This window comes from Brevundimonas aveniformis DSM 17977, assembly GCF_000428765.1.
In the GTDB taxonomy this organism is placed as follows: Bacteria; Pseudomonadota; Alphaproteobacteria; order Caulobacterales; family Caulobacteraceae; genus Brevundimonas; species Brevundimonas aveniformis.
Window position 1 is genome coordinate 110494 of sequence record NZ_KE386797.1, and the last position, 22450, is coordinate 132943.

22 protein-coding genes and 1 pseudogene are annotated in these 22450 nt (G+C 65.8%); 7 read left to right on the forward strand and 16 right to left on the reverse strand.

Annotated elements, in window-relative coordinates; translation table 11 throughout:
* Positions 1-2: 2 nt before the first annotated feature.
* The 6 genes from rpsJ to G391_RS0112705 form a co-directional block, all read right to left on the reverse strand.
* Positions 3-314 (reverse strand): 30S ribosomal protein S10, encoded by a 312-nt coding sequence (gene rpsJ, locus G391_RS0112680; RefSeq protein ID WP_029087845.1) that lies wholly within the window; start codon positions 312-314, stop codon positions 3-5.
* A gap of 273 nt (positions 315-587) precedes the next feature.
* Positions 588-1190 (reverse strand): hypothetical protein, encoded by a 603-nt coding sequence (locus G391_RS0112685; RefSeq protein ID WP_029087846.1) that lies wholly within the window; start codon positions 1188-1190, stop codon positions 588-590.
* 71 nt (positions 1191-1261) lie between these two features.
* The gene (locus G391_RS0112690) at positions 1262-2134 is read right to left on the reverse strand and encodes a GIN domain-containing protein (protein ID WP_156893956.1); all 873 of its coding nucleotides are present in this window, start codon (positions 2132-2134) and stop codon (positions 1262-1264) included.
* A gap of 113 nt (positions 2135-2247) precedes the next feature.
* The gene (locus tag G391_RS0112695) at positions 2248-3144 is read right to left on the reverse strand and encodes a cupin-like domain-containing protein (RefSeq protein WP_035304544.1); all 897 of its coding nucleotides are present in this window, start codon (positions 3142-3144) and stop codon (positions 2248-2250) included.
* Position 3145: 1 nt separating this feature from the next.
* Positions 3146-4282, reverse strand: coding sequence for a GNAT family N-acetyltransferase (locus tag G391_RS0112700; protein WP_029087849.1), 1137 nt, complete (start codon positions 4280-4282; stop codon positions 3146-3148).
* A gap of 72 nt (positions 4283-4354) precedes the next feature.
* Entirely contained in the window at positions 4355-5887 is a 1533-nt protein-coding gene (locus tag G391_RS0112705; RefSeq protein ID WP_084169249.1) for an amidohydrolase family protein, read from the reverse strand.
* A 108-nt stretch (positions 5888-5995) separates the two neighbouring features.
* Between G391_RS0112705 and G391_RS0112710 the strand changes: the two genes are divergently transcribed.
* Positions 5996-7219 (forward strand): NAD(P)/FAD-dependent oxidoreductase, encoded by a 1224-nt coding sequence (locus tag G391_RS0112710; RefSeq protein WP_029087851.1) that lies wholly within the window; start codon positions 5996-5998, stop codon positions 7217-7219.
* 3 nt (positions 7220-7222) lie between these two features.
* On the opposite strand, the gene G391_RS0112715 is transcribed toward G391_RS0112710, so the two are convergent.
* The 4 genes and pseudogenes from G391_RS0112715 to G391_RS0112725 all read right to left on the reverse strand — a co-directional run bounded on the left by G391_RS0112715 (position 7223) and on the right by G391_RS0112725 (position 10445).
* On the reverse strand, positions 7223-7957 hold the full coding sequence (locus G391_RS0112715; RefSeq protein WP_029087852.1) for a CDGSH iron-sulfur domain-containing protein: 735 nt from the start codon (positions 7955-7957) through the stop codon (positions 7223-7225).
* Positions 7958-8067: 110 nt separating this feature from the next.
* Positions 8068-8205 (reverse strand): annotated as a pseudogene (locus G391_RS15490) (FAD-linked oxidase C-terminal domain-containing protein); the annotation flags it as partial.
* A gap of 95 nt (positions 8206-8300) precedes the next feature.
* Positions 8301-8585: a hypothetical protein gene (locus G391_RS15665; protein ID WP_156893957.1), complete on the reverse strand. Its 285-nt coding sequence runs from the start codon at positions 8583-8585 to the stop codon at positions 8301-8303.
* Between the two features lie 462 nt (positions 8586-9047).
* The gene (locus G391_RS0112725) at positions 9048-10445 is read right to left on the reverse strand and encodes an FAD-binding oxidoreductase (RefSeq protein WP_029087853.1); all 1398 of its coding nucleotides are present in this window, start codon (positions 10443-10445) and stop codon (positions 9048-9050) included.
* Between the two features lie 5 nt (positions 10446-10450).
* On the opposite strand from G391_RS0112725, the gene G391_RS0112730 reads away from it, so the two are divergent.
* From G391_RS0112730 to G391_RS0112740, 3 genes are all read left to right on the forward strand, one after another.
* Positions 10451-10885 carry an NUDIX hydrolase gene (locus tag G391_RS0112730; RefSeq protein WP_425393397.1) on the forward strand — a complete coding sequence of 145 codons (435 nt, stop codon included), beginning with the start codon at positions 10451-10453 and terminating at the stop codon, positions 10883-10885.
* Positions 10886-10951: 66 nt separating this feature from the next.
* Entirely contained in the window at positions 10952-11299 is a 348-nt protein-coding gene (locus tag G391_RS0112735; RefSeq protein WP_156893958.1) for a hypothetical protein, read from the forward strand.
* 70 nt (positions 11300-11369) lie between these two features.
* Positions 11370-14255, forward strand: a complete 2886-nt coding sequence (locus G391_RS0112740) for a M16 family metallopeptidase (protein ID WP_029087856.1) — start codon at positions 11370-11372, stop codon at positions 14253-14255.
* Positions 14256-14386: 131 nt separating this feature from the next.
* Here G391_RS0112740 and G391_RS14880 read toward each other — a convergent pair whose 3' ends face one another.
* The gene (locus G391_RS14880) at positions 14387-15331 is read right to left on the reverse strand and encodes a hypothetical protein (protein WP_051257383.1); all 945 of its coding nucleotides are present in this window, start codon (positions 15329-15331) and stop codon (positions 14387-14389) included.
* 142 nt (positions 15332-15473) lie between these two features.
* Between G391_RS14880 and G391_RS0112750 the strand changes: the two genes are divergently transcribed.
* Positions 15474-16013, forward strand: coding sequence for a PAS domain-containing protein (locus G391_RS0112750; RefSeq protein WP_029087858.1), 540 nt, complete (start codon positions 15474-15476; stop codon positions 16011-16013).
* On the opposite strand, the gene G391_RS0112755 is transcribed toward G391_RS0112750, so the two are convergent.
* Positions 16010-16537, reverse strand: coding sequence for a gamma carbonic anhydrase family protein (locus G391_RS0112755; RefSeq protein WP_029087859.1), 528 nt, complete (start codon positions 16535-16537; stop codon positions 16010-16012). The two genes, G391_RS0112750 and G391_RS0112755, sit on opposite strands and share 4 nt — an antisense overlap.
* A gap of 287 nt (positions 16538-16824) precedes the next feature.
* Between G391_RS0112755 and G391_RS0112760 the strand changes: the two genes are divergently transcribed.
* Positions 16825-17583 (forward strand): PhoH family protein, encoded by a 759-nt coding sequence (locus tag G391_RS0112760; RefSeq protein ID WP_156893966.1) that lies wholly within the window; start codon positions 16825-16827, stop codon positions 17581-17583.
* A gap of 152 nt (positions 17584-17735) precedes the next feature.
* Here the strand turns inward: G391_RS0112760 and G391_RS14885 are convergent, their stop codons facing one another.
* Together G391_RS14885 and G391_RS0112770 are read right to left on the reverse strand one after the other, a co-directional pair.
* Positions 17736-18149 carry a DUF7010 family protein gene (locus tag G391_RS14885; RefSeq protein ID WP_051257385.1) on the reverse strand — a complete coding sequence of 138 codons (414 nt, stop codon included), beginning with the start codon at positions 18147-18149 and terminating at the stop codon, positions 17736-17738.
* Positions 18150-18287: 138 nt separating this feature from the next.
* Positions 18288-20165: a tetratricopeptide repeat protein gene (locus G391_RS0112770; protein WP_029087861.1), complete on the reverse strand. Its 1878-nt coding sequence runs from the start codon at positions 20163-20165 to the stop codon at positions 18288-18290.
* Positions 20166-20379: 214 nt separating this feature from the next.
* Between G391_RS0112770 and G391_RS15670 the strand changes: the two genes are divergently transcribed.
* Entirely contained in the window at positions 20380-21054 is a 675-nt protein-coding gene (locus G391_RS15670) for a hypothetical protein (protein ID WP_029087862.1), read from the forward strand.
* 52 nt (positions 21055-21106) lie between these two features.
* On the opposite strand, the gene G391_RS0112780 is transcribed toward G391_RS15670, so the two are convergent.
* Together G391_RS0112780 and G391_RS0112785 are read right to left on the reverse strand one after the other, a co-directional pair.
* Positions 21107-21457 (reverse strand): DUF3147 family protein, encoded by a 351-nt coding sequence (locus G391_RS0112780; protein ID WP_029087863.1) that lies wholly within the window; start codon positions 21455-21457, stop codon positions 21107-21109.
* A gap of 246 nt (positions 21458-21703) precedes the next feature.
* Positions 21704-22399 carry an HAD family hydrolase gene (locus G391_RS0112785; protein ID WP_029087864.1) on the reverse strand — a complete coding sequence of 232 codons (696 nt, stop codon included), beginning with the start codon at positions 22397-22399 and terminating at the stop codon, positions 21704-21706.
* Between the last annotated feature and the right edge of the window lie 51 nt (positions 22400-22450).

The following is a 22450-nucleotide window of genomic DNA, read 5'->3' on the forward strand; positions in this document are numbered from 1 at the left end:
GCCTAGCCCCCCAGCTTGATCGAGATGTCGACGCCGGCCGAGAGGTCGAGCTTCATCAGCGCGTCGACGGTCTGCGGGGTCGGGTCGATGATGTCCAGCACGCGCTTGTGCGTGCGCATCTCGAACTGCTCGCGCGACTTCTTATCGACGTGCGGCGAGCGGTTGACGGTGAATTTTTCAATCAGCGTAGGCAGCGGAATCGGGCCGCGCACCTGGGCGCCCGTTCTCTTGGCCGTGTTGACGATCTCGCGCGTGGAAAAATCCAAGACGCGGTGATCGAAGGCCTTCAGCCTGATGCGGATGCTCTGATCCATATCGGTTGTGTTCCCAGATGCGGCGGACCGCGTCCTCTAGACTTTTCAAAGACCGGAGCCCTCAGGCCGAAGCCCTCAGACACGCTTTCCGCAAAAACGATCGGCCCACGCGGAAGCCGCGAAGGCCGTAGAAATCCCAAGAAGCTGCAAAGAACAGTGACTTAGGTCGTTCCTGCGAACCGCGTCTGCCCCCGAAGGGACACAGCCGATCCAACAAGAGGCGCGCTTATGCCGTTCGATTCCGTTTCCGTCAAGCGCGTCCGGCGCGAATTCTCACTGCGAACTGGTCCAGCCCATCGGATTGAAATCCTCGTCGCCCGAGACGACGACCAGACGCCTGGCCGCCGCATCATAGGTCATTTCGATCTCGCAGTCGCCGGGACCGGACTGTCCCTCACAATAGGTGTGATGAACGCGGGCGCGCACCCGACCGTCCCCTTCAGCCACGACCTCGTTTGCATTGGCGTCAAACACCTGGACCAGCCCGTCGGGCGTTGAGGCGAAGAGGCGGTGGCGACATCCGCCGGTTCCGCACCACTGGGTGGACCCGGCCTCGGTGTAGTCCAGCAGCCAGTCCTCCCGGCCATCCGGGCTGACGTCGACCAACCGGATCATGTCCTGCGGGGCTTGGTCGATCAGGGGTGGGCGATTGGTTGGGTTGTTGTCGTCGTCATAGACACGGTTGATGTCGCGCACAGCGATCCAGGTAAGGCCCTCGGGGACTTCGTGTCCTGCCCCGGCCGCCGCGCCGGCCGACTGCATGGCCTCACCCGCAGCCCGGACGGCTCCGCCGCCGTCTTCGTTGGCATCCGCCGCGCCCGACCCACAGCCGGCGGCGAGCAGGGCGGCAAGGGCGCAGACAAGACGGCGGGGCATGGCAACTTCTCCAACTGACGTCGACAAGGATCGCCAACGCCACCTATCAGGGCAACCCCTCCAGTCCTGATCTATGATCCGACGTTCAGATCTCCCGAGCCGAGGATTGTCCGATCCACGGCCCCCGTGACACGCCGGACCGTGACATCCCCCGAGCCGACGATCGACACATCGAGGTTCCCGACCTCGCCCTCAAAGACCACATCGCCGGAGCCGGCCACTGCCACATCCAGCTGAGGTGCTTGTCCACTGCGGACGCGGACCGTGCCCGACCCACCGATGGCAATATCGGTATTGCCGTTGACGGACATCAGCGACACGTCACCCGATCCTCCAATGGCGACCTCGGCGGCCCCGCTGATGGCCGCGACAGACGCGCTGCCGGAACCGCCGATGGCAACCTCAGCCGAGCGGGCGGTTCCCGCGCGAACGTCTCCTGACCCGCCTATCGCGATCGACAGCTCGCCGGACGTATTGGCCACCGACCAGTCCCCACAGCCCCCTGCGCCCAGCTCGGTGCCGGCAGAGCGCCCGATAGCTCCCCAGATGGCGCCTTCGGCATTCAGGTTCACCTCCATGGGCGTACGGATAACGATCAAGGGGGCGTCAGCCATTTCGATGGTGCCGTGATCGCGGACAGTCACCTGGACCCCCGCCGGCATCTGGGTCGGGTCCACCACGAAGTCACTGGAACGACAGTTTCCGATCCGACGACGGAGCCCACCCTCGATCAGCACATCGCGGCCCCGCCGACGCACCTCGATGGCCGGCAGGGTGGAAGAGCCCGCGTCCACCGACACCTGGATATCGGTTCGCTCTTCCGGGATGACCACGACCCGCGCCACCGTATTGCGGATCTGGACCTCCTGTGCCTGGGCCGCCGAGGCCAGGATTATCGTGGTCGTCAGCGCGCCGAGTGCGACGAAAATGGCGGGTTTGATCATGGTGGCTCCCCAGGGTGCGGACTGTGTTGCCGAACCCTGGGGGTGCCTGTGCCTCGAGTCACTTTAAATCGAGGTCATGACATCTCTGTCATCTAGGCACCGGCGTGCGGCGGTCAGGCCAGTGAACCGGCCCCGTCAGCCGACCTGGCATCCGGCTCGAAGCTGCGCTCGAAATCCATCAGGCGGCTCTTGACCATGCCGGTGCGCTTCAAGGCCACCGAGGCGGCCCATCTGGCCGCCAGGCCGGGCGTGGACAGTTGATCGGTGGCTCCCGGCTTGAAGCCGCGCGCGCGCATCGTCCCGTGGGTGAACAGCGCCCCGTTGCGGAACCGCGACCCCCAGGTCTGGAAATCCATCGACAGCGACACACAGAAGGCCGACAGGTTCTCAACCCGGTGCGGCGCATACAGGGGCCAGGTCAGGGCCTGCCCCGGCTCCAGATCAACCACCGTCGCATCGGCGTCAAAGGCCTGGCTGTAGGGAATCTCTTCGGTCGTCTGGCGCATGACCACCTGTTCCATCGACCGCTCCGGCAGGTGGGCTTCGTCGCCGGGATAGACCCACAAACGCTTGCGGCCCCGCATGTGGAACAGCACCACGCCCGCCGGGTCGAAATGGTAGGGCACCCGCGCCTTGGGTGATGACAGGATCAACTGCCCGGACAAGGTGGTCGGGCGCAGGCCCGGGTAGCTGGCCTTGATCGGATCAAAGGCCTTCATCACCTCGGCCCAGAGCGCCGGATGGCCCGTCTCGACCTCGCGCAGATTGACCCACAGGCGACCCTTCTGGATAGCCTCCAGCAAATCAGCGCCTGACGAAGCCCCGCGCGCACCTGTCCGCAGGGACACCTGACCGGCATCGTCATAATCATACAGGTTGATGTCGAACAGCTCGGCTGGATAGCGGTCCAGGAGCTCAGCCAGGGCCGCGTCGGTGACCAGGCCGCTGTCAGCAATGCGATGGTCGAAGACGCGGGGTTCGAAGATCGGACCGGGATAGCGGGTGGTCATTTCAAGCAGCCCCTGATTGGGAATGGGAGGCGAGGCGATCCAGTCCCGCCGCAGCCGATGAGGCCGCGCCTCGCAGTCGCCCCACAGTGGTCGTCTCACACGCTTCGACCACCGCCCAGCGTCGGCGCAAGCTGCCCGTCAACGCCTTGGCAGGGCCAACCGAGACACGGTCCAGGGCCGTGTGCGCCATCTTGCGCCAGGCTGACCGGTACACGACTTTTTCGGTGACCCAGTCTTCCTTGTTGCAGAAGTACTTCTTGTAGAATTCCCCGGCGAAGCCGAAGTCGAAGACGCTGAAGCCTTCCGGAGCCTTGAGCCGCATGGTGTCCTGGCTCAGCAAGATCCCCGGCGAGCACCGCGCCGCGTCCGCCGCATAGGACGGGAACCAGAAATGGTAGCGCGAGCCGCCGTACAGGCTGAACTCCAGGGCGGCGGGGCGATCCCCCGCCCACAGAATGGCCAGGGCGGCACCGAAATCCGGGCGATCCGCCGCCATCAGTGCCTTGAGCACATCGACCGTCCAGCCGCAGGCAAAGACGTCATGGCGACCGGTACGCTGGTACTGGTCCCGCTTCCAGGCGATCAATTCATCCAGGCGCGCGGGGTCGCGAACGTCCACCTCGGTCCACACCTCGCCACCCCGGTCGCGGGCCAGCGAACGCCTTGCCCGCTCTTTGTCCTTGAAGAACTTGGTATGGGACTGCATCCGCTCGGCGAAATAGGCGTCCCAACCATCGGGCAGGCTGGCCATCAGCACCTGGGCATTCGGCCCGCCGTAGTCCGCCGGCACCCAGCCGTTCACCCTCAGCGTTTCGGCCTCAAGGAATCCGGGAATAGCAGCCAGCAAGGGGCGCTGCTGGCCGGGGGCCAGGATCAGACCATGATAGTCATTCATCGGAGCCGCCAGCGGCTGCGCCGCCCGACCCCGCATCTGATACGGGAAAAAGCCGACGATCTGACCGTCGCGATGGAACACCGCCACACGGGCGTCGGGAACGACCTGGCCGGCGATCTCCGTAAAGTCGGGCCAGAAGAAGGGCGAGTCATAGGCCTTGTCGGCCGCGACGAAACTGCGCCACACGGCACGCTCGCCATCGCCCAGTTCATCGGCGCGGATCAGGTCTACCTTGAGATTCATGGGCCCTTCTCTTTGGGCCCACGTTACCGAGTTGGTGTTTCGACACGGTTCACCGAGATGGTGAATGAAAGCCTACCGGTTCACCGCGCGTCTCTCGGTCCAGTCGCGCTCGAACTCAGACAGGGCGATCTCGAACCTCAGCTGTTCAAGGGCCCGCGGGCTGGCGTCGCGCAAGCGATCACAGGCTTCCGAGGTCCGGCCCGTGGCCAGATAGTCTGCACAGGCTTCAACCGGCTGCGCATAGCGGCCCGGATCGCGCCAGATCCCCTCCCCCGGCAGGAAGCTGAAGGCCAGGGCGTTGCGCGCGGATGTCACCAGATCCTCGTAGGTCGCGCCGGTGTCCAGAACCGCCCGGGCGTACTCGTTCGACAGGTCTGATCGCGAGATGCCGGGATCGTCCGTCGTATAGACCACCGGAACCCCGGCCTGCCGCAGCCAGATCACCGGATGATCCTCCCCCTCGACACCCAGAATGGTGGCGTTGGACGTCAGATTGACCTCGACCGCGATGCCGTCTGAGGCCATGCGCCCGACCAGGGCGTGGGCGTCCCGCTCATGGGGGACAGCGACCCCGTGACCGATACGGCGCGCGCCGGCCTGAACCGCCTGTGTGACATGGTCGCTGATCTCGACGGGCGTGGCATAATCCAGGGTCAACTCACCGGCATGGAGCGATGCCGGAACCCCCCGGTCGCTCAGATGCCGGAACATCTCCATGTGGGCGTCATAGTTGGCTAGGGCATTGGGGTGGTCTTCGGGTGCCACCAGTTGCAACCCCACCCACCGCGGGTCCGCCGCGATCAGCGCCTCGCCCAGGGCCAGCTGGCCATAGGTCTGGGCCGGCGGGACCAGCCGATTGGCCTGGATCAGGAAACGAACAGCGACCCCGCAGCCGATTGAGCTGCTCCACACATAATCATCGGGCAAGCCGTCGGGCCGGTCGCAGCGCAGCAACTGACGCGCGCGCGTCTGCATCTCTTCCGTCTCGGCCATGGCGGCCTGCACCAGGGCCGGCAGGTCGTCCGCCAGGGCCGCGTCCATGGCCGCAAGATCATGCCCGTCACCCGCCGCGGCACCTGCGTCACGCGAGGCGCGTGACTGCGGCATCCACATCACCTCGACGTAGAGGGTGTTCTGCAACGCCAGGGTGGTCATCAGGTCGGCCAGCATGTCGCCGCGCCGAAAATCCCGGGTCCAGCCGAACCGGTCGAAGGCCGTGAAAAACTGGTCGTGCCCATTCCGTCCTGCGAACGCAGGCAGGCGCGTCGACAGACTGTCCATCATCAGGGATCGCTGATCCGGGGTCAGGGCCGACGCCAGCACCAGATCACCCGCGGGCGTGCACGGGTCGGTCAGCGCCCACCGCACCGTGTCGACGCACAGCCCGTCTTCGGCCGCCCAGTTAAGATACGTCTCGGCATAGGGCACGCCGGACAGATGGACATGCAGGTCGCCGCCCTTGGGCATGGCCCGGGTCACAGCCCGAATCTCAGCCCGGCTCATGTCGGAAAAATCGGGACGCAGTTCGACGGCCGGACGAACCTGCCCCCAGGCCGGTGCCACCAGAGCCAGCCAGGCACCCGCCATAACCGCCAATCGCCGCATTCAGATCTCCCCCAAGCCGAAAGAACCTAGCCCGGTCCTGCTCCGTCGAACAGTCGCCGAATCTGCGGCCTTGCGCCGGTCCCTGCCCTGCCCGATGTAAGCCTCACCATGGAAAGTCATGCCACGCGCGTCGTCATCATCGGGGCCGGCCACGCCGGCGGCTCGGTCGCGGGGTTCCTGCGCCAATACGGTTTCGACGGCCCGATCACCCTGATCGGCGACGAGCCGATCCCGCCCTATCAGCGCCCGCCCCTGTCCAAGGCCTGGCTCAAGGGCGAGGCCGACGCCGACAGCCTGCAACTGAAAGACCCCGCCTGGTGGGCCGACAACGGCTGTGACCTGCGCCTTGGCCAGACCGTCACCGCCATCGACCGCGAGGCGAAAACCGTGACGGTCGGCGGCAAGACCATCCCTTACGACGCCCTGGTGCTGGCGACCGGCTCGCGCGCCCGCGCCCTGCCCCTCCCCGGCGCTGATCTCGACGGCGTCCTGTCCCTGCGCACCGCCGCCGACGCCGAACATCTGAAGGCCCACCTCGGCTCCGGCACGCGCCTCGCCGTCATCGGCGGCGGCTATGTCGGGCTGGAGGCCGCCGCCTCCGCCATGGCGCTGGGTGGCGCGGCCACCATCATCGAGCGCGAGCCCCGTGTCCTCGCCCGCGTGGCCTCAGCGCCCGTGTCGGCCTTCTACCAGGCCGCCCACGCCCGGCGCGGCGTCGAGGTCCTGACCAACGCCTCCGTCACCGGCCTCGAAGGCGATGGCGCGGTCAGCGCCGTGGTCCTGGCCGATGGCCGCCGCATCGCCTGCGACGTCGCCCTCGTCGGCGTCGGGGCCATCGCCAATACTGAGTTGGCGGAAAGCGCCGGCCTGGACTGCCGCGACGGCGTCCTCGTCGACGCGTCCGCCCGCACCGGCGATCCCGCGATCTGGGCCGTCGGCGACGTTACCCGCCGCCCCGGCGGCCTCTACGGCGGCGACATCCGTTTCGAAAGCGTCCCTAACGCTCTGGAACAGGCCAAGCAGGCCGCCTCCGCCATCGCCGGTCGCGATCAGCCACCGCCCGAAGTCCCCTGGTTCTGGTCCGACCAGTACGATCTCAAGCTCCAGATGGCCGGCCTTGCCACCGACGCCGACCGCCAGATCCTGCGCGGCGACCCCGACAGCGAGCGTTTCGCCGTCTTCCACCTCAAGGGCGACCTCATCCGCTGTGTCGAGGCCGTCAACGCCCCGCCCGAGTTCATGGCCGGCCGCCTGCTGATCGCCAGACAGACCCCCATCGACCCCGCCAAACTCGCCGACCCGTCCGTCGGCATGAAGGAGGTCGCGGCCTAGCCCCTATCCCCCCAACCCGTCCTTGAACTTCATCGAGGCGTGGGTCCCGTCGCAGAACGGCTTGTTCGATGACTGGCCGCACCGGCACAGGGTCTGGCGGTTGCGCACCTCATACCTCTCGCCCGACGCGCTCTGCACCCGGATGCCGCCGCGCAACTGCAAGGGGCCACTGATCCCCAGGGCCGTGTCCTCGATCAGCGCCAGCTCGGCGGCCTGCGCCGTCTCGATCGGCTCGCGCTTGTCCCGGTCCCACACCAGCAGCCGCCCCGACGGGCACTGGTGCGCCATATAGATGGCCAGCTTGTCGTGCGCCTCGCCGCCCTCCATCACCTCGTTCCAGAACCGGTCGCCGTTGTCGCAGAACCGGCCATAGGCGCAGTATTTCTCATTGTCCGTCAGGCTATAGTCCGGCCCGTCCATCTCGGTGGTGTCGCGCTGTTGCAGCATCGGCTCCATCGTCGCGGTTTCCGCCAGGTCCACATCCGCCCTCAGATGCGACCCGTCGCAGAACGGCTTGGTTCTGGACATCCCGCACCGGCACAGCCGCGTCCCGTCCTTGACCTCGAACGCCTGTCCCTGGGTGTAGGACCAGGAATGGCCGGTCTCATTGGGGGTGATCGACTGGACGTGCATCGGGATCACGCCATGCACGACATAGGGGCCGTTCCTCTGCACCTCGATGAAGACCGTCGGGTCGCTCTCGGTTGAGCCGGTTTGAACCTTGTTCGCGTCCGCCATGTTCCCTCCCTGATCAGCATCGCAATCGAGCACGCCTTGATCGGGCCGTCGATAACCCTTGTCGGCCCCAGGCGATCAATCACGCGTGATGGCCTGCGGTGGCCAGGAGCCTAGAACAACACCCGAGGGTTCATCACCCGCTGCGGGTCGAGCGCCTCCCGCACCGCCCGCATCGCCGCCACCTGGACCGGGTCCTTGTAACGGAGAGCCTCCCCGCTCTTCAGCACGCCCAGGCCGTCATTGACCGAATGAATCCTTCTCGGGTACAGCTACATTCCCGCCCCTTGCACTATTTGCGATCACTGGGCAGACTTCCTACGCATCTAAATCTTCAATGGGAGCATCAAAGTTGTCCGAAGAGGAATGGGTTCATAAGGGCGTCGCAGAAAATGACGATCTTACTAATGAAGAAAAGAAGCTGAAACTGACAGACTTTGCTTTGTTCGCGAATACGCGCTGCGGCAAATGCGGCAACATTTGTTGCCGCAACTGCACCGCGAACGGGAACCCCTATGCATGTTCCGAAACCAGATTCAGGGAATGCCGGCAATGCGGCTGTCCATCCAACATGCACGGTCCAGGCTAATTGGATAGCGGCGACTTGGGGAGAATCGGAACGCAGACACATGGTCCGAGAATAGGGACGCGAAAAGAGGGATGCACACCCAATCTTCGTTCTCCCGAGCCGATCTACGCGCAGCCCCAACCATTGCGCTGCGTTTTCTCTCCCGCTCGCCCCCTATCCCCACAATTCGCGATCTCTAACCGTTGCCGGCCCAAGGTCGGGTGAGATTTGGCCCCACCGTCTCCCCGCCGCCCTATCCGCGCCCAGACTCACCGCCGGTCTTTGATATTGTCCGATTGTTCGCACGCCGCGTTTAAGCGGTTCGGGTTGATCCCGCGCCGTGGGCCGGCGCGACCGTCGGCGCTCCCGCGCCAGGCCATCGCATTTCTCACAATCCGGCGAGAGTGACAGGGCTGGCTCAGCTAAGTATCTGAATTTCCATAATCCAGGCTGTCGCCTTGTCGCTTTGTCGCTGTGTTTCAACCGCGACACGGCGGGCCGGGCCTCGCCGAAATCCGCCCCTTTTCAGAACAACACCCGAGGGTTCATCACCCGCTGCGGGTCGAGCGCCTGCCGCACCGCCCGCATCGCCGCCACCTGGGCCGGGTCCTTGTAACGGAGGGCCTCGTCGGTCTTCAGCACGCCCAGGCCATGTTCGGCCGAGATGGAGCCTTCGCGGGCGGCAACGCGGTCGTGGACGATCCTCGCCCCCTCGTCGCGCCGCGCGGCGAAGGCTGTGGGGTCTTCGCCCACCGGCGGCACCACATTGTAGTGCAGATTGCCGTCTCCCAGATGGCCAAAGGTCACCTGGCGGATGCCGGGAAACTCCATTTGCAAGGCGGCATCGGTCTCGGCGATGAAGTTGGGGATCTCGGTCAGGGGCAGCGAGATATCGTGCTTCCAGCCGCCGCCCGCCGCCTTCTGCGCCGCCGACATATCCTCGCGCAGGCGCCAGAACTGGGCCGCCTGCCCCGCCGTCTGGGCCACCGCCGCATCGACGATCAGCCCGGCCTCGAACGCCGCCTCCAGCAGCCGCTCCATCCCCCGCTCCGCCCCGCCCGGCTCGCCGCTCACCAGCTCGATCAACACAGACCACGGCGTCTCCGTCTCCAGCGGTGCGCGCGTGTCGGGAATATGGGCCAGCACCAGCTCCAGCCCCTGCCGGTTCATCAGCTCGAACGCCTCCACGCCCCCGCCGGTCTCGTCCTTGGCCGTGGCCAGGAGCGACAGCGCCGCCTCGACCGTCTCGACCCCCACGATCGCCGTCGCCCGCGACCGCATCATCGGAAACAGCTTCAGCGCCGCCGCCGTGACCACGCCCAGCGTCCCCTCCGCCCCGATCAGCAGCTGTTTGAGATCATACCCCGTATTGTCCTTCCGAAGGCGCTTCAGCCCATGGAACACCGACCCGTCCGCCAGCACCGCCTCCAGCCCCAGCACCAGATCGCGCGTGACCCCGTATCTCAGCACCGCCGTCCCGCCAGCGTTGGTCGAGATCACCCCGCCGATGGTCGCCGTCCCTTCGGCGGCGAGGCTCAAGGGGAACAGCCGGTCGGCCCCGGCGGCGACCTGTTGCGCCTCCAGCAGGGTCAGGCCCGCCTCGACCACCATCACGTCTTCCAGCGGTTCGATGCGCCGCACCGCCCGCATCCGTGTCAGGCTCAGCAGGACCTCGCCCTGCGGGATCTGGCCGCCGACCAGGCCGGTGTTGCCCCCCTGTGGCGTGATCGCCAGCCCATGCTTGGCGCACACCCTGACCGCCGCCGCAACCTGCTCCGTCGACCCCGGCGTCAGCATGATCGGCGTCCGGCCCGACCAGGCCCCGCGCCATTCCACCAGATGCGGCCCGATGCGCTCAGCATCGTCCGTCCACCCATCGGTTCCGACGGCGGCTTTCAGCTCGGCGAGGGCGGCGCTATCCATGGCCCATGTCTGACCTTATCCCCGCGCCAAAGGCAATGACGCCCGTTCCCGCCGTCGGCGTGGTCTGTTTTCGCGGCGAGGAGGTGTTGCTGATCCAGCGCGGTCGCCCGCCCCGCGCCGGCCAGTGGAGCCTGCCCGGCGGTCGCATCGAACCTGGCGAGCGCGCTGTTGACGCCGCCTTGCGCGAACTGCGCGAGGAAACGGGCGTTGAGGCCGACATCCTCGGCCTGATCGAGGTGGTCGACGGCCTGTTCCCCGACCACCACTATGTCCTCATCGACTATGCCGCGCGGTGGGTGTCCGGCGATCCGGTCGCGGGCGACGATGCAGCCGAAGCCGCCTTCGTGCCCATCCAGGAAGCCCTGGCGCGGGTCGACTGGTCCGAGACGCGTCGAATTCTCGCAATGGGCTACCAGAGATTCGCCTCTCACGCGCCCTGAGTGGACAGCCCCCCTCGTCGGGGTTCAGGCTGCGCTCAGGACATGGCCGAGCCGGGGGGTGCCGCCGTGAGAAAACGTTACATCGTTTTGGCTCTGGTGGGGGCCGTGTCCGCTTCCTTTGCCGCGGCTGTCATGGCCCGGCCGGTCGGTGAAGTCCGATTTACCATCGAGAACGGCGGGGGAACCGACCTTCGGGCCTTCAGCCTGTCGCGCCCCACATCAGAGGCCTGGGGCCAGGACCGCCTGGCCGGACAGCGTATCGCGCCCGGTCAAAGCAGGGTCATCGTCATCCAGCCCAGCCTCGGCGGCTGCCTGTATGACATGAAGGCTACCTTCGCGAGCGGCGACGACGCCCGCCTGTTCGCCGTCGATGTCTGCCGTCTGAACGGGGCCGAGATCATCCTTACCGGCTAAACGACCACCCAACGGTTGCATTCGGCAGGTTTCTGGTCAGGCTGGTCTTCAGCAACTGATCGAGATTCAAATGCGTCTGACCCAAGCCCTCGCCTCCGCCTCCTTCCTGGTCCTGGCCGCCTGTGCGGGAACCCCCAGCGCCCAGACCATCCAGCCGCCCGCACAGACGGTACAATCAGAGGCCCCGGCAACGGGCTCGACCGTGCGGGCGTCCCGCACCCAGTGGGCTCAGGCGAACAGCGACATTCCGGCTGATCCGGCGATCCGCTTCGGCACCCTGTCGAACGGGATGCGCTACGCCATCATGCACAATGCGACCCCGCCGGGTCAGGCGTCGCTGCGCCTGCGCGTCGACGCCGGCTCGCTGATGGAGGCCGATGACCAACGCGGCCTGGCTCACTTCATGGAGCACATGGCCTTCAACGGAACGACGAACGTTCCCGAAGGTGAGCTCCTGCCGATCCTGGAGCGACTGGGACTGGCCTTTGGGCCGGATACCAACGCCTTCACCAGCTTTGACCAGACCGTCTATCAGCTCGATCTGCCACAGACCGACACCGAGACGGTCAGCACCGCGCTGATGATCATGCGTGACATGGTGGGCGGGGCCACCCTGGCCGCCGACGCCATTGATCGTGAACGTGGCATCGTCCTGTCGGAAGAACGTACCCGCGCCAGCCCGGGGCTGCGGCTGGCTCAGGCCAATTTTGATTTCCTGATGCGGGGTCAGCGCGCGCCCCAGAGGTTCCCGATCGGCGACACGGACGTATTGTCGAACGCCCCGCGGGATCGGTTCACAGCCTTCTATGACGCCTACTACCGCCCCGAACGCACAACCCTGGTCGCCGTCGGTGATTTCGATGTCGAGGCTATGGAGGCCCGCATTCAGGGTCAGTTCTCGGACTGGTCCAACGCCCATCCAAACGGGGCCGAACCCGATCTGGGCGCGGTCGCGCCACGGACCCCGGAGGCCTTTATCTTCAGCGAGGCCGGCGCGCCCCTGATGATCGAGCTGGCCTGGGTGGCACCGCCCGAGCTCACGCCCGATACCATCGAGAACCGCCGACGCGAGCTGATCCGGTCGCTCGGCTTCGCGGTGCTCAACCGCCGCCTTCAGCGCCTCGGGCGTCAGGACAACCCAGCCTTTGTCTCGGCCTCGGCCTCGCGAAGCACCCTGTTCGACAGTCAGGATCAGGTGTCCCTGACCGCCAGCTATCGTCCGGGCGAGTGGCAGCGCGCCCTGGCCATGCTCGACCAAGAGCGCCGCCGCATTCTCGAGCACGGCATCACCGTCGAAGAACTGACCCGCGAGATCACCGAGTATCGCACCAGCTATGAATCCTATGTCGCAGGGGCCTCAACCCGAACCACCCCGGCCCTCGCCGACGGCATCGCCAGTTCGGTCAACGATCAGGAGGTCTATTCATCGCCCCAGACCGGCCTGGATCGCTTCAATGCCGCGGTCGATGGGCTGACACCGGACAGGGTGATGGCCGAGCTTCGCAGCGGGATGGCCGGCGATGGTCCGCTGGTCTTCGTGTCCTCGCCGACGGCTATCGAGGGGGGCACCGACGCCGTCATGGCCGCCCTGGCCGCGTCCCAGGGCGTCGCTGTCGAAGCGGCAGCCCAGACCGAGGGTCATAGCTGGCCCTATACCGGGTTCGGGCCGTCAGCACCGGTGGTCGAACAGACCCAGATTGAAGACATCGGCGTCACCTCGCTGCGCTTTGCTAACGGCGTGCGTCTGATCATCAAGCCGACCGATTTCCGCGACGACGAGGTTCTGGTGGCCGTGAATCTCGACGGCGGACGCCTGACTCTGTCCAACGATCGCGTCCTGCCGGTCTGGGGGGCGTCCTCGGCCCTGATCGAAGGCGGCCTCGGTCAGATCAGTCGCGAAGACATGGAAGCCGTGCTGGCGTCGAACGTCGTCTCCACCCAGTTCGGCTTGTCGGACGACGACTGGACCCTCAGCGGCTCCACGCGGCCGCAGGATCTGACCGTTCAGCTTCAAGCTCTGGCTGCCTATGTGTCTGACCCGGCCTTCCGGCCTCAGGCGTTTGAACGTGTCCGCACCGCCTATCAGGCCGCCCTGCCCCAGGTTCGCTCGACGCCGTCCGGAGCGTTCGGCCTCGAAGCCTCCGAGCTGATGCACGGCGGTGATCAACGTTGGGCCGTGCCCTCCCTTGAAGAGGTCGGTGCCGCAAACATCGGGGATCTCGAAGGCATCATCCGGCCCGTCCTCGACCGCGCACCGATCGAGATCGTCGTCGTCGGCGACGTTGAGGTGGACACGGTCATCCAGGCGGTCGCTGCGACCTTCGGTGGCCTGCCCCAGCGGGCGGCACCTGCCGTCGCCAACACCGCCGTTCGCTTCCCCGCCGGTGAGCCGCCGGTCGCCCTGACCCATGCGGGTCGCGCCGATCAGGCGTTGGGCTTCATGGCCTGGTCCACCACGGACGCAACCTCGGACGTCTACCGGTCGCGTGTGCTGAATGTCCTGGCGGCGGTGTTGCGCCTGCGTCTGGTTGAAGAACTCCGCGAGGGTCAGGCGGTGACCTACTCGCCGTCGGCCGGGTCGAGCCCGAGCTGGGACATCCCCGGCTATGGCTATCTGTCTGCGGCGATCGAGGCTCCGCCCGAGCGCCTGGACGGCTTCTTCAGCGACGTCGAGATGATTGCTGCCCAACTGCGTGACACACCCGTTTCGGCCGACGAGCTGGAGCGCGCGCGCCGCCCCATCGTCGAATCGATCCAGCGGGGCCGGGCCGGCAACGAATACTGGCTGGGCAATCTCTCGGGCATCCAGACCGAGCCGACGCGCCTGAGCGCGATCCGGTCGCTGGTCACTGACTTCGAGCGGGTTACCCCCGAAGACCTACAGGCGGCGGCGCGTGAGTATCTGACCCCTCAGCGCGTCTGGCGCATCCGCGTCGTTCCCGAAGCGACGGAATAGCCCCTGATGAAAAATGACCCCCGGGCCGCAAGGCTCGGGGGTCAAGGCGCTCAGGTTGTCGACGGAGTGCCGACGCCCTTGTTTCTCAAATTCCGCCTGTCGTCAGGCTGAACGGGGCACGCAGCCTGTGGTCAGTGAACCCGGCCACCGACGCCGCCGTCGAACACCAGGCTCATGCCCGAGTACGTCTCAACCACCGTCTCCTCGCGGTACTCCTCATAGAGCTCCTCGCGGATCATCGTCAGGACGAACTCCCCGGCCCCAAACCGGCGCAGCAGGCTGCGTTCGAAACAGTCGCGTTCCTGGGTTTGCGGACGACATTCCACCATGCCGCCAGAGCTGTGATACAGAGCCTCGCCGGCGCGGCAGGAAATCGTCTGGCCACCGTCGAAGTTGAACGCCCCGCCCTCATAATCGGCATAGGTCACCAGCAAGGACGACCCGGCGATGCACCGATACAGCTCACCCTCATAGTCATCGCGAATGTCGCGATCAGGTCGAATGCGGGAGGCCGGATGCGGCACACTGCGCGCGTCCATGCACACCGCCCGGATCACGACACGGCGTTCCATCCGGCGGCGCTCCTGATACGGCACCCGCACCACGCGCGCCGGACCCTGAACCACGACATTGCCCATCATCGTCGGGGCGGCATAGGCCACTGAGTTGCCGCCATAGCCACGGCCATAGCCGATGGTCGAACGCTCGCCGCGCGACACTGAGAAGCTCTCAACCCGACCCTGGGCCCGGGCCGAGGCGTCGGCCCGTGAGCGACTGTCTAGATCGATATTGATATTGATGTCAGGGCGGTCGGGATTGTCACAATCGTCCGGGTCGTCGCAGGGCGGCGGCGGACAGTCATCTTCGCACGGCGGCGGCGGACATCCCGTATCGCATGGGTCCGGCGGCGGCGGGGGAGGCGGCGGCGGCGGCGGCGGACAACCCGTGTCACAGGGGTCCGGCGGGGGGCAGGTCCCCGGACAGGACTGCTGGGCCGCAGCCTGGTCGGCCACGGACATCATCGTGACCGCCGCCACGACCGGCAGGCCCCATTTGATCAACAGGCGCAGCGTCATCGCCGACTCCGTTCTGCTCGGCCTCGCTCAGGACGCGGGCCGCTCGACTCAGCATTCGACAGGCAAAGCGTTTCCTTTCCGTTAGCCAAACCGGCACGATATCGGCCCGCCCCTTGCGTCGGACCCCTGCAAGGAGGCCGACGTGTTTCATCCTGGAACGTCGCGTTTAATCGCTTGCTGGGCCGGCCTTGCCGCCGGAGGGGTGCCCGCGCGTGCCCAGTTCGACCCGCTTGCAGTGCACGATCTGTTGCCTCAGATGTTCCTGCTGGCTCGCGAGGGTGACCGCCTGGCCCTGCGGATCGCCGGCGAAAATCTCAGGGATCTTTTCGCTCGGCCTCTCAAGGGCAGCGATATTTTCCAGCTCTTTGCGCCGACGGCCCAGCCCCTGGCGCGGCGCACGGCCCTGCAAGCCGTCCGCGATGGCCTTCCCATGGTTCTGGTGTCCACCGGACGCGCCAGAGGCGGCGGTCAGGTGCCGATGGAAGTCGTCCTGGCCCCGCTGCGCGGCGCAGACGGCACCACCGACCGCCTGATTGGCATGATCCAACCGACCGCCAGCCTGGTTCTTCTGGACGGCGAGCCCGTCGATGAGGTCACGGTGCGAATGGCCGCCACAGCCGGAACCGGCCCGCAGCGTCCCGGACTTCGCCTGGTGGCCATCGACGGCCAGCAGATCGCCTAGATCACCTTCAGATCCCGGGCGTACCGCTTCCAGTTCGCCACATAGTGATCCGCCGAGGCCTTGAGGAACATCGCCTCCGTCTGACCCAGCTCGCGGATCACCCGCCCCGGCGCACCGACCACCAGGCTGTTGTCCGGGATCACCTTGCCCTCCGGGATCAGGGCGTGCGCCCCGATGATGCAGTTCTTGCCGATGACCGCCCGGTTCAGCACCGTCGCCCCGATGCCGATCAGCGAGCCGTCGCCGACCGTACACCCATGCAGCATCGCCTTGTGCCCCACCGTCACATCCGCCCCGATGGTCAGGGGCACGCCCTCGTCCGTATGCAGGACCGAGTTGTCCTGAATATTGGACCGCTCGCCGATGGTGATCGGATCATTGTCCCCACGCACCACCACCCCAAACCAGACACTTGCATCCTTCAACAGAATCACGTCGCCTAGGACTGTTGCGTTTGGTGCAATCCAGTATTCGCCCTCGAGGGGAAGCTGGGGTTGCTTGTCACCGAGCTGATATATTCCCATCACATCCACGTTTTATTTGGCGTTTCATCAGACGAAACGACTTTAACGACCTGTAAACCACGATAGCATCAAAGTCATTGAACGATTCGAGGGCCAAGGCCTTCGGGTCCGTAGCCGGAGCCTACTGCTTCGGCCAGGCGAGGAGAACGGGGTGTTGCGTTCAGTTCGCCGGCGGGGATGCCCGCCGACTGATCCTGGCGTCGAGGCCGATGGCCCTCGTCCGTTCGAGTCATTTTCATCCACCTTGTCGAGGGCGAGCCACTTCCGGCGTCGCCCTTTTTTCATGTCTGGAGTCTCAGATGACCAAGCGTGCCGCCAAGCGTCAGAACCGTGAATCCTATGACGACGGAAAGGTCCGCCGCCTGCCGGTGGATCGCGGCGGCTGGTCGCCGCTGGGCGCCAATGACGAGGCCCGCGACCAGGGCTATCTGAAGACGATCAAACCCAAATCCGACGGCCAGGCCAAGCTGCTCGAGGCCATCAACAGCCGCAGCCTGGTCATGGCGCTGGGCCCGGCGGGCACCGGCAAGACCTATCTGGCCGTGGCCAAGGCGGTCGAGGCGCTCGAGGCCGGCAAGGTCGGTCGCATCGTCCTGTCCCGCCCCGCCGTCGAGGCTGGAGAATCCATCGGCTTCCTGCCCGGTGCCATGGAGGACAAGCTGGCCCCTTATCTGCGGCCCCTCTACGACGCCCTGTCCGACCGCCTCAGCATGAAGCGCGTCGGCCACCTGATGGCCGAAGGCCTGATCGAGATCGCCCCCATCGGCTACATGCGCGGCCGCACCCTCAACAACGCCTTCGTCGTGGTCGACGAGGCCCAGAACTGCACCTACGTCCAGCTCAAGATGCTGCTGACGCGCCTGGGCTGGCACTCCACCATGGTCGTCACCGGCGACCCCCACCAGTCCGACCTCCTGCCCGGCGTCTCCGGCCTCTCCGACATCGCCGAAAAGCTCGAGGCCGTGCCGGAGATCTCGGTCGTCCGCCTGGCCGAACAGGACATCGTGCGGCATCCGTTGGTGGCGAGCATGATTGGGGTGCTGTAGGGTCCCTTCTACCGCTCACCCCGGCGAAGGCCGGGGCCCAGATGAAATGACGCCAGCGCATATCCAGTACGACCCTGTGCCCTCTCGGCCCTCACCGAGCCATATGATCTGGGCCCCGGCCTTCGCCGGGGTGAGCGGAGTAAAGGGCCTCATCAGCCCTGAACCACCCCCACGCTCCTGCCCGGCTTCCCGGTCAGATACACCACGACCGAAAACCCGACCTCCACCGCCCCCACGACCAGCGCCAGATTGACCGGCAGGGGCAGCACTGAGAACGCCGCCGCCGCCCCCAGGGCCGCGAGCGCCCCGCCCAGAAGCCAGTAAACGACGTTGCCGTAGACCGTGCGGAACACGAAGTACCGGACCCCGATCGCCACGGCCATCGCCGGAAAGGCCAGCTCCGGCGCGACCCGCAGGAAAAACCAGGCCAGCAGGATGCCGGCGAAGAGCGTGAACGTGCTTTCCAGCGCCAGCCGCGCCAGCGGATTGCCCTTCGCCGCCGGCGGCGCCCGCAACACCAGCCGCGACACCAGCAGCGACGCGGGAAAGATCAGACTCCCGCCCACGAACAGCGCGGCGAACCCGCTCTCCCCCCCCCCCCGGTCTGGCGGGAGATTAGCGGGCGGGGATGGGGAGGCAAGGAGGATGGGGGGAGGTGGAAAGGGTGTGGGGCGGTGTTTCCTTTTCCCCGAACATTTATCGAGTTAGCCGGTTTGGAGTTTGCCACCAGCTTGCTCGGCACCGCGTGCCGCGCGCGCGCTGATTGCTTCGGCCTCTTTCCTCATCTTCGACCAAGCAGCCCTCGCGTTCGACCAAGCAGCCCTCGCGCCGTCGTCATCTAGCTCCAACTCCAAATCCTCTTCCAGAAGCTCTTGCTCTGTCTGACGACATAGTATGATTGACATTTCGGCATCATGAGCCGCTGCGGCGTACTGACCCTTGGCTGCGGCAAGCTCACCCAATGATTCGAGCGCAACTGCGAAATCGCATCTCACCTCGGCGAGGACCAACCGGATTTTCGCGTCCGCCCCCTCCGCCAGCCCATGCTGAAGCTCGGTAATCGAACTCGCGGCCTCGATTTGGGCGGCCTGCATATCTCCGGACGCCACAAGAAGTTTTACCAGGTCCGCCCGAGTCCACCCCAGTCCGGCGACACCTGAGTAGTGAAAGTCCGATTTATTGAGGCGCACCACTTCCGCCTTGGCTTGAACGGCGCGCCACATCGCTTCCATTGCGCCCTTCAGATCACCTTGACCTTTAAGGAATAGGCTAAGGCGTCTACAAGAGTGCGCCAAACCTCTAAAGGAATTTTCAGACTGGCCGAGCGTTTCGATCTTATAAACCTGAAGATCCACGCACCGCTCGAAATGCGATCGCGCTTTTACGAAATCTTCCTTGCGTTCAAACCATTCCCCCAACCGCTCCACAGCGATTATCAAGTCGGCAATGACTTCCCCGTTGTCTGGGGCGACTTGCATGGCTCGTTCAAAGACCCTTAAGCTGCTTAGGTCCGCTTCATGGCTCTTCGACAAATCGCCGGCTTCTTCGCTACGTTCGCTCTCATCGCGATAGGCCTCGCCGAGCGCTTTCAGCACATCGACATCTTCGGGCGACGCTCTGGACAGGTCCTCTAGAATCCGTAGGCGCTCAAACTGCGCGCCGTTGGCGACACTCGCCTGACTCGCCCGGTTCGCCACATAGACGAGGTTCGCCAGCCCCTCGGCGCGTTCAGGCGGTGTGCGCGCCGCCGCGATCGCAGCATTTGCGAACGATTCTCGCATCGGCCATTCTAGATCGCTCATGCGAGAGAGGCTGATGAATCGGCGCTGTTTCAGTTCCGCCGGTCCTTCGTCCGCCAATACGGCGGCGTGTTGTATGGCGCTTAAGCGCTCAGCCTCTGTTCTGGAGAGAGCGGCGATCAACCTTTGCAACTCATAATCATCGGGATCGACGGCCGCTGCCGCAGTAAGCGCGGGCAACCGAAGACTATTGTCGAAACGCCATGCCAACCGTTCGGCGAGGAGAAAGTGCTCGCGTCTATCCGCACCCGTTGATGCCATCAACTGATCGTAGAGCGACCGAAGTTTTCCTTGGCGGATTGCTTGCCTCAAGGCCCCTCTGTCGAAGCTTTGGACTCCAGCGATCTCTTGCAGCAGACTGACGGTTTCTTCCTCGGCGTTTTTTTTCGCATCCTCGGAGGCCGCCTCTGGCGCATCGGCCGCCAATTTTTGGGCGATCCGCGCGATGCTTTCCGACAGGTCCGCATCCCGTTCGGCGGCTTGATCCGCCGCCGAGCGCACGACCTCTTCCGTTCTAGCCGATGCCGCCTCCAGATCGCTGCGGCTCGCCGCCGGTGGCTTCAGGAAGCCGACGATGGCGCCCCATGCGCCGATGCCAGCCATGAAAGCCGAGACGAGCATCACGAAGGCATTGATCGGGTCTCGCCCGGCCCAAGTGATCCACGCTCCAATGTCCGTAACCGGGTCTGGCCCGCGATCAGATGTAAGGGCGTTTGTCAGCAACGCCACGAAGGCCGCTGCCCCGAGCGCGAGCACGACCCACCTGATCAACGTTTTTGTCATGCGCACCTCCCAGAGAATCCTGTTCGGGCATATCTAGATAGCTGTCAATTTGCAGAAACTGCGCGGGACTCCGCGCTAATCCCTCCCCAAAATTCCCCCAACCACCAATCCTCTCTGCCTTCGACAGTGTAATCCCGCCCTTCCCGCACCCTCCAAACCCCCGTCCTCCGGGCCGCCCTTATCCTCGAAGCTTCAGTAAATTTCAGAGGACCCCATGCAGCCCAAGCCCAGAACCAGCTATCGCCACGTCGGCCTGACGACCTGGCATCTCATCCGCCACGCCTATCTGTCGGGCGCGTCGGCCCCCACGGTCGCCGCGCGCTACGGCGTGTCGGTCTCGGCCCTGAGGAAGCGCGCCGCCGCCGAGGGCTGGACCAAGCGGGACTGGTGCCGGTCCCAGTCCCAGCCGCCGTCCACCGCCTGGGACCCGGCGCGCGACGAAAGCGGCGCGGCCCTGGCCGAGGCCGCCGCCCTGCCCGGCGCCGCGGGCGATCCTCTGGTCCGGCCACCCACCGACGCCGAGGCCGCCTTTGTCCGCAACCTGTGGCCGATCCCGGATCTCAAGGCCGGGGTGTTGGCGCGCAAGGCCCTGGCTCTTGCCGATCAGGCCCTGCGTCAGGGCCGGGCGCTCGATGCCCGCCGCTTCGCCGATGCGGCGCGCACCATCGCCGATCTCGACGACCTCCTGCCCTGGATTGAGGACCGGCATGATCCCGACGCTGCCGCCGCGCGCGGTGACATGATGCGCGACTTCATCCAGGAGCACGCCGTCGAACTGGCCCTCCAACTCCACCGCGGCGAGCCGCTCGATCCCCGGTACGACGTCATGGTCGAACGCTTCCACGCCGGACGCGCCGCAACGGAGGAGAAGGCAGGAGACGATGTCTAGGCACGCGGCGTCGCCGCTCCATCGCGGGGCCGGGCGCTCCACCAGGCGTCGGCTAGAGAGCCAGCCCGAACCTCGGCCCCAGCCAGACCATCAACAGATACAGCATCACCGTCAAAGCGCATCCGGCCAGCAGCGAGGGGTAGAAACCCAGCCCCCGGTTCAACAGGGCCGGAATCACCAGGAACATCGGAAGCGACGGCAGGACAAACCAGAAGGTTGCCCCCGCGTGCGCCGCCATACGCTGCGGATCAGCCGTGTCTCGCCACAGCCAGATCATGCCCAGAATCGACACCAACGGCAGGGAGGCGACCAAGGCCCCCAGGCCCGGGTACCGTTTCGCCAGCTCGGACACCACCGCGATGATGACACCCGACAGAACTGCCTTGATCACCAGATACAGCATGGCCCGATCCTAGCGCTTCCTAACGTCGCGCGCACTCGGCGTTTGACCGTGCCAGCACGGTCGGCGACGCAACAGGGATGCGATCCACGGTGGGACCGAGATACAGGTCGGCCCACGTCCTCGCCGTCTCGCGACCTTGCCTCAAGCGACCTCCCCGTCCCCTTCGCGATGGAGCCGAGACGCGCGTTCATCCCCGCCCAAACCGTCTACTTTTCAGCTTTTCCGTCCACGGTGGAATTCCACCCCTCAGCCGATCCCCTCGACCCAGCCCGGCAGCTCGCTGATGCTCTCCAGCGCAACGAACCGCGCCTCGCCGACCGGCGCGTCGGCCAGTTCGTGGGCCCAGGTGATGACGTACGGAATATGCGCCGCCCACGCGCCTGCCGCGATGGCGGGCAGGACGTCGGACTTCATCGAATTGCCCGCCATCACCGCCTGCTCAGCCCCGGTACCGTGGCGGGCAAAGACGGTGCGATAGGTGTCGACGGTCTTCTCCGAGACGATCTCGACTCCGGCGAACAGGTCGCCCAGTTCAGAGGCCGCCAGCTTACGCTCCTGATCCATCAGGTCGCCTTTGGTGATCAGCACCAGCCGATAGCGTTCCGACAGGCGCGCCAGCGCGTCGTCCACGCCCGGCAGCGGCTCGACCGGATGACCCAGCATCTCGCGCCCACACGCCAGGATCTCACGGATGACGCCCGCCGGCGCGTTGCCGCCGGTCAGCTCCATCGCCGTCTCGATCATCGACAGGGTGAAGCCCTTGATGCCGTAGCCATAGAGCCGAAGATTTCGCTGCTCGGTCGCCGCCAGGCGCGCTTCGATCACTTCGCGGTCGCCATGCTCGGCCAGCATCTCGGCGAACCGGTCGTGGGTCAGCCGAAAGATCGTCTCATTGTGCCAGAGGGTATCGTCAGCATCGAGGCCGACGGTGGTGATGGGCATGGGAGGCTCCGTCAAAACGAGGGGAATAAGGGAGGTCGGCCCCGTCGCCAA

Coding starts and splice junctions, on each gene's coding strand:
- rpsJ (WP_029087845.1), bottom strand. CDS start 314: ATGGATCAGAGCATCCGCATCAGGCTGAAGGCCTTCGATCACCGCGTC.
- G391_RS0112685 (WP_029087846.1), bottom strand. CDS start 1,190: ATGCCCCGCCGTCTTGTCTGCGCCCTTGCCGCCCTGCTCGCCGCCGGC.
- G391_RS0112690 (WP_156893956.1), bottom strand. CDS start 2,134: ATGATCAAACCCGCCATTTTCGTCGCACTCGGCGCGCTGACGACCACG.
- G391_RS0112695 (WP_035304544.1), bottom strand. CDS start 3,144: ATGACCACCCGCTATCCCGGTCCGATCTTCGAACCCCGCGTCTTCGAC.
- G391_RS0112700 (WP_029087849.1), bottom strand. CDS start 4,282: ATGAATCTCAAGGTAGACCTGATCCGCGCCGATGAACTGGGCGATGGC.
- G391_RS0112705 (WP_084169249.1), bottom strand. CDS start 5,887: ATGCGGCGATTGGCGGTTATGGCGGGTGCCTGGCTGGCTCTGGTGGCA.
- G391_RS0112710 (WP_029087851.1), top strand. CDS start 5,996: ATGGAAAGTCATGCCACGCGCGTCGTCATCATCGGGGCCGGCCACGCC.
- G391_RS0112715 (WP_029087852.1), bottom strand. CDS start 7,957: ATGGCGGACGCGAACAAGGTTCAAACCGGCTCAACCGAGAGCGACCCG.
- G391_RS15665 (WP_156893957.1), bottom strand. CDS start 8,585: ATGTGTCTGCGTTCCGATTCTCCCCAAGTCGCCGCTATCCAATTAGCC.
- G391_RS0112725 (WP_029087853.1), bottom strand. CDS start 10,445: ATGGATAGCGCCGCCCTCGCCGAGCTGAAAGCCGCCGTCGGAACCGAT.
- G391_RS0112730 (WP_425393397.1), top strand. CDS start 10,451: ATGTCTGACCTTATCCCCGCGCCAAAGGCAATGACGCCCGTTCCCGCC.
- G391_RS0112740 (WP_029087856.1), top strand. CDS start 11,370: ATGCGTCTGACCCAAGCCCTCGCCTCCGCCTCCTTCCTGGTCCTGGCC.
- G391_RS14880 (WP_051257383.1), bottom strand. CDS start 15,331: ATGACGCTGCGCCTGTTGATCAAATGGGGCCTGCCGGTCGTGGCGGCG.
- G391_RS0112755 (WP_029087859.1), bottom strand. CDS start 16,537: ATGGGAATATATCAGCTCGGTGACAAGCAACCCCAGCTTCCCCTCGAG.
- G391_RS0112770 (WP_029087861.1), bottom strand. CDS start 20,165: ATGACAAAAACGTTGATCAGGTGGGTCGTGCTCGCGCTCGGGGCAGCG.
- G391_RS15670 (WP_029087862.1), top strand. CDS start 20,380: ATGCAGCCCAAGCCCAGAACCAGCTATCGCCACGTCGGCCTGACGACC.
- G391_RS0112780 (WP_029087863.1), bottom strand. CDS start 21,457: ATGCTGTATCTGGTGATCAAGGCAGTTCTGTCGGGTGTCATCATCGCG.
- G391_RS0112785 (WP_029087864.1), bottom strand. CDS start 22,399: ATGCCCATCACCACCGTCGGCCTCGATGCTGACGATACCCTCTGGCAC.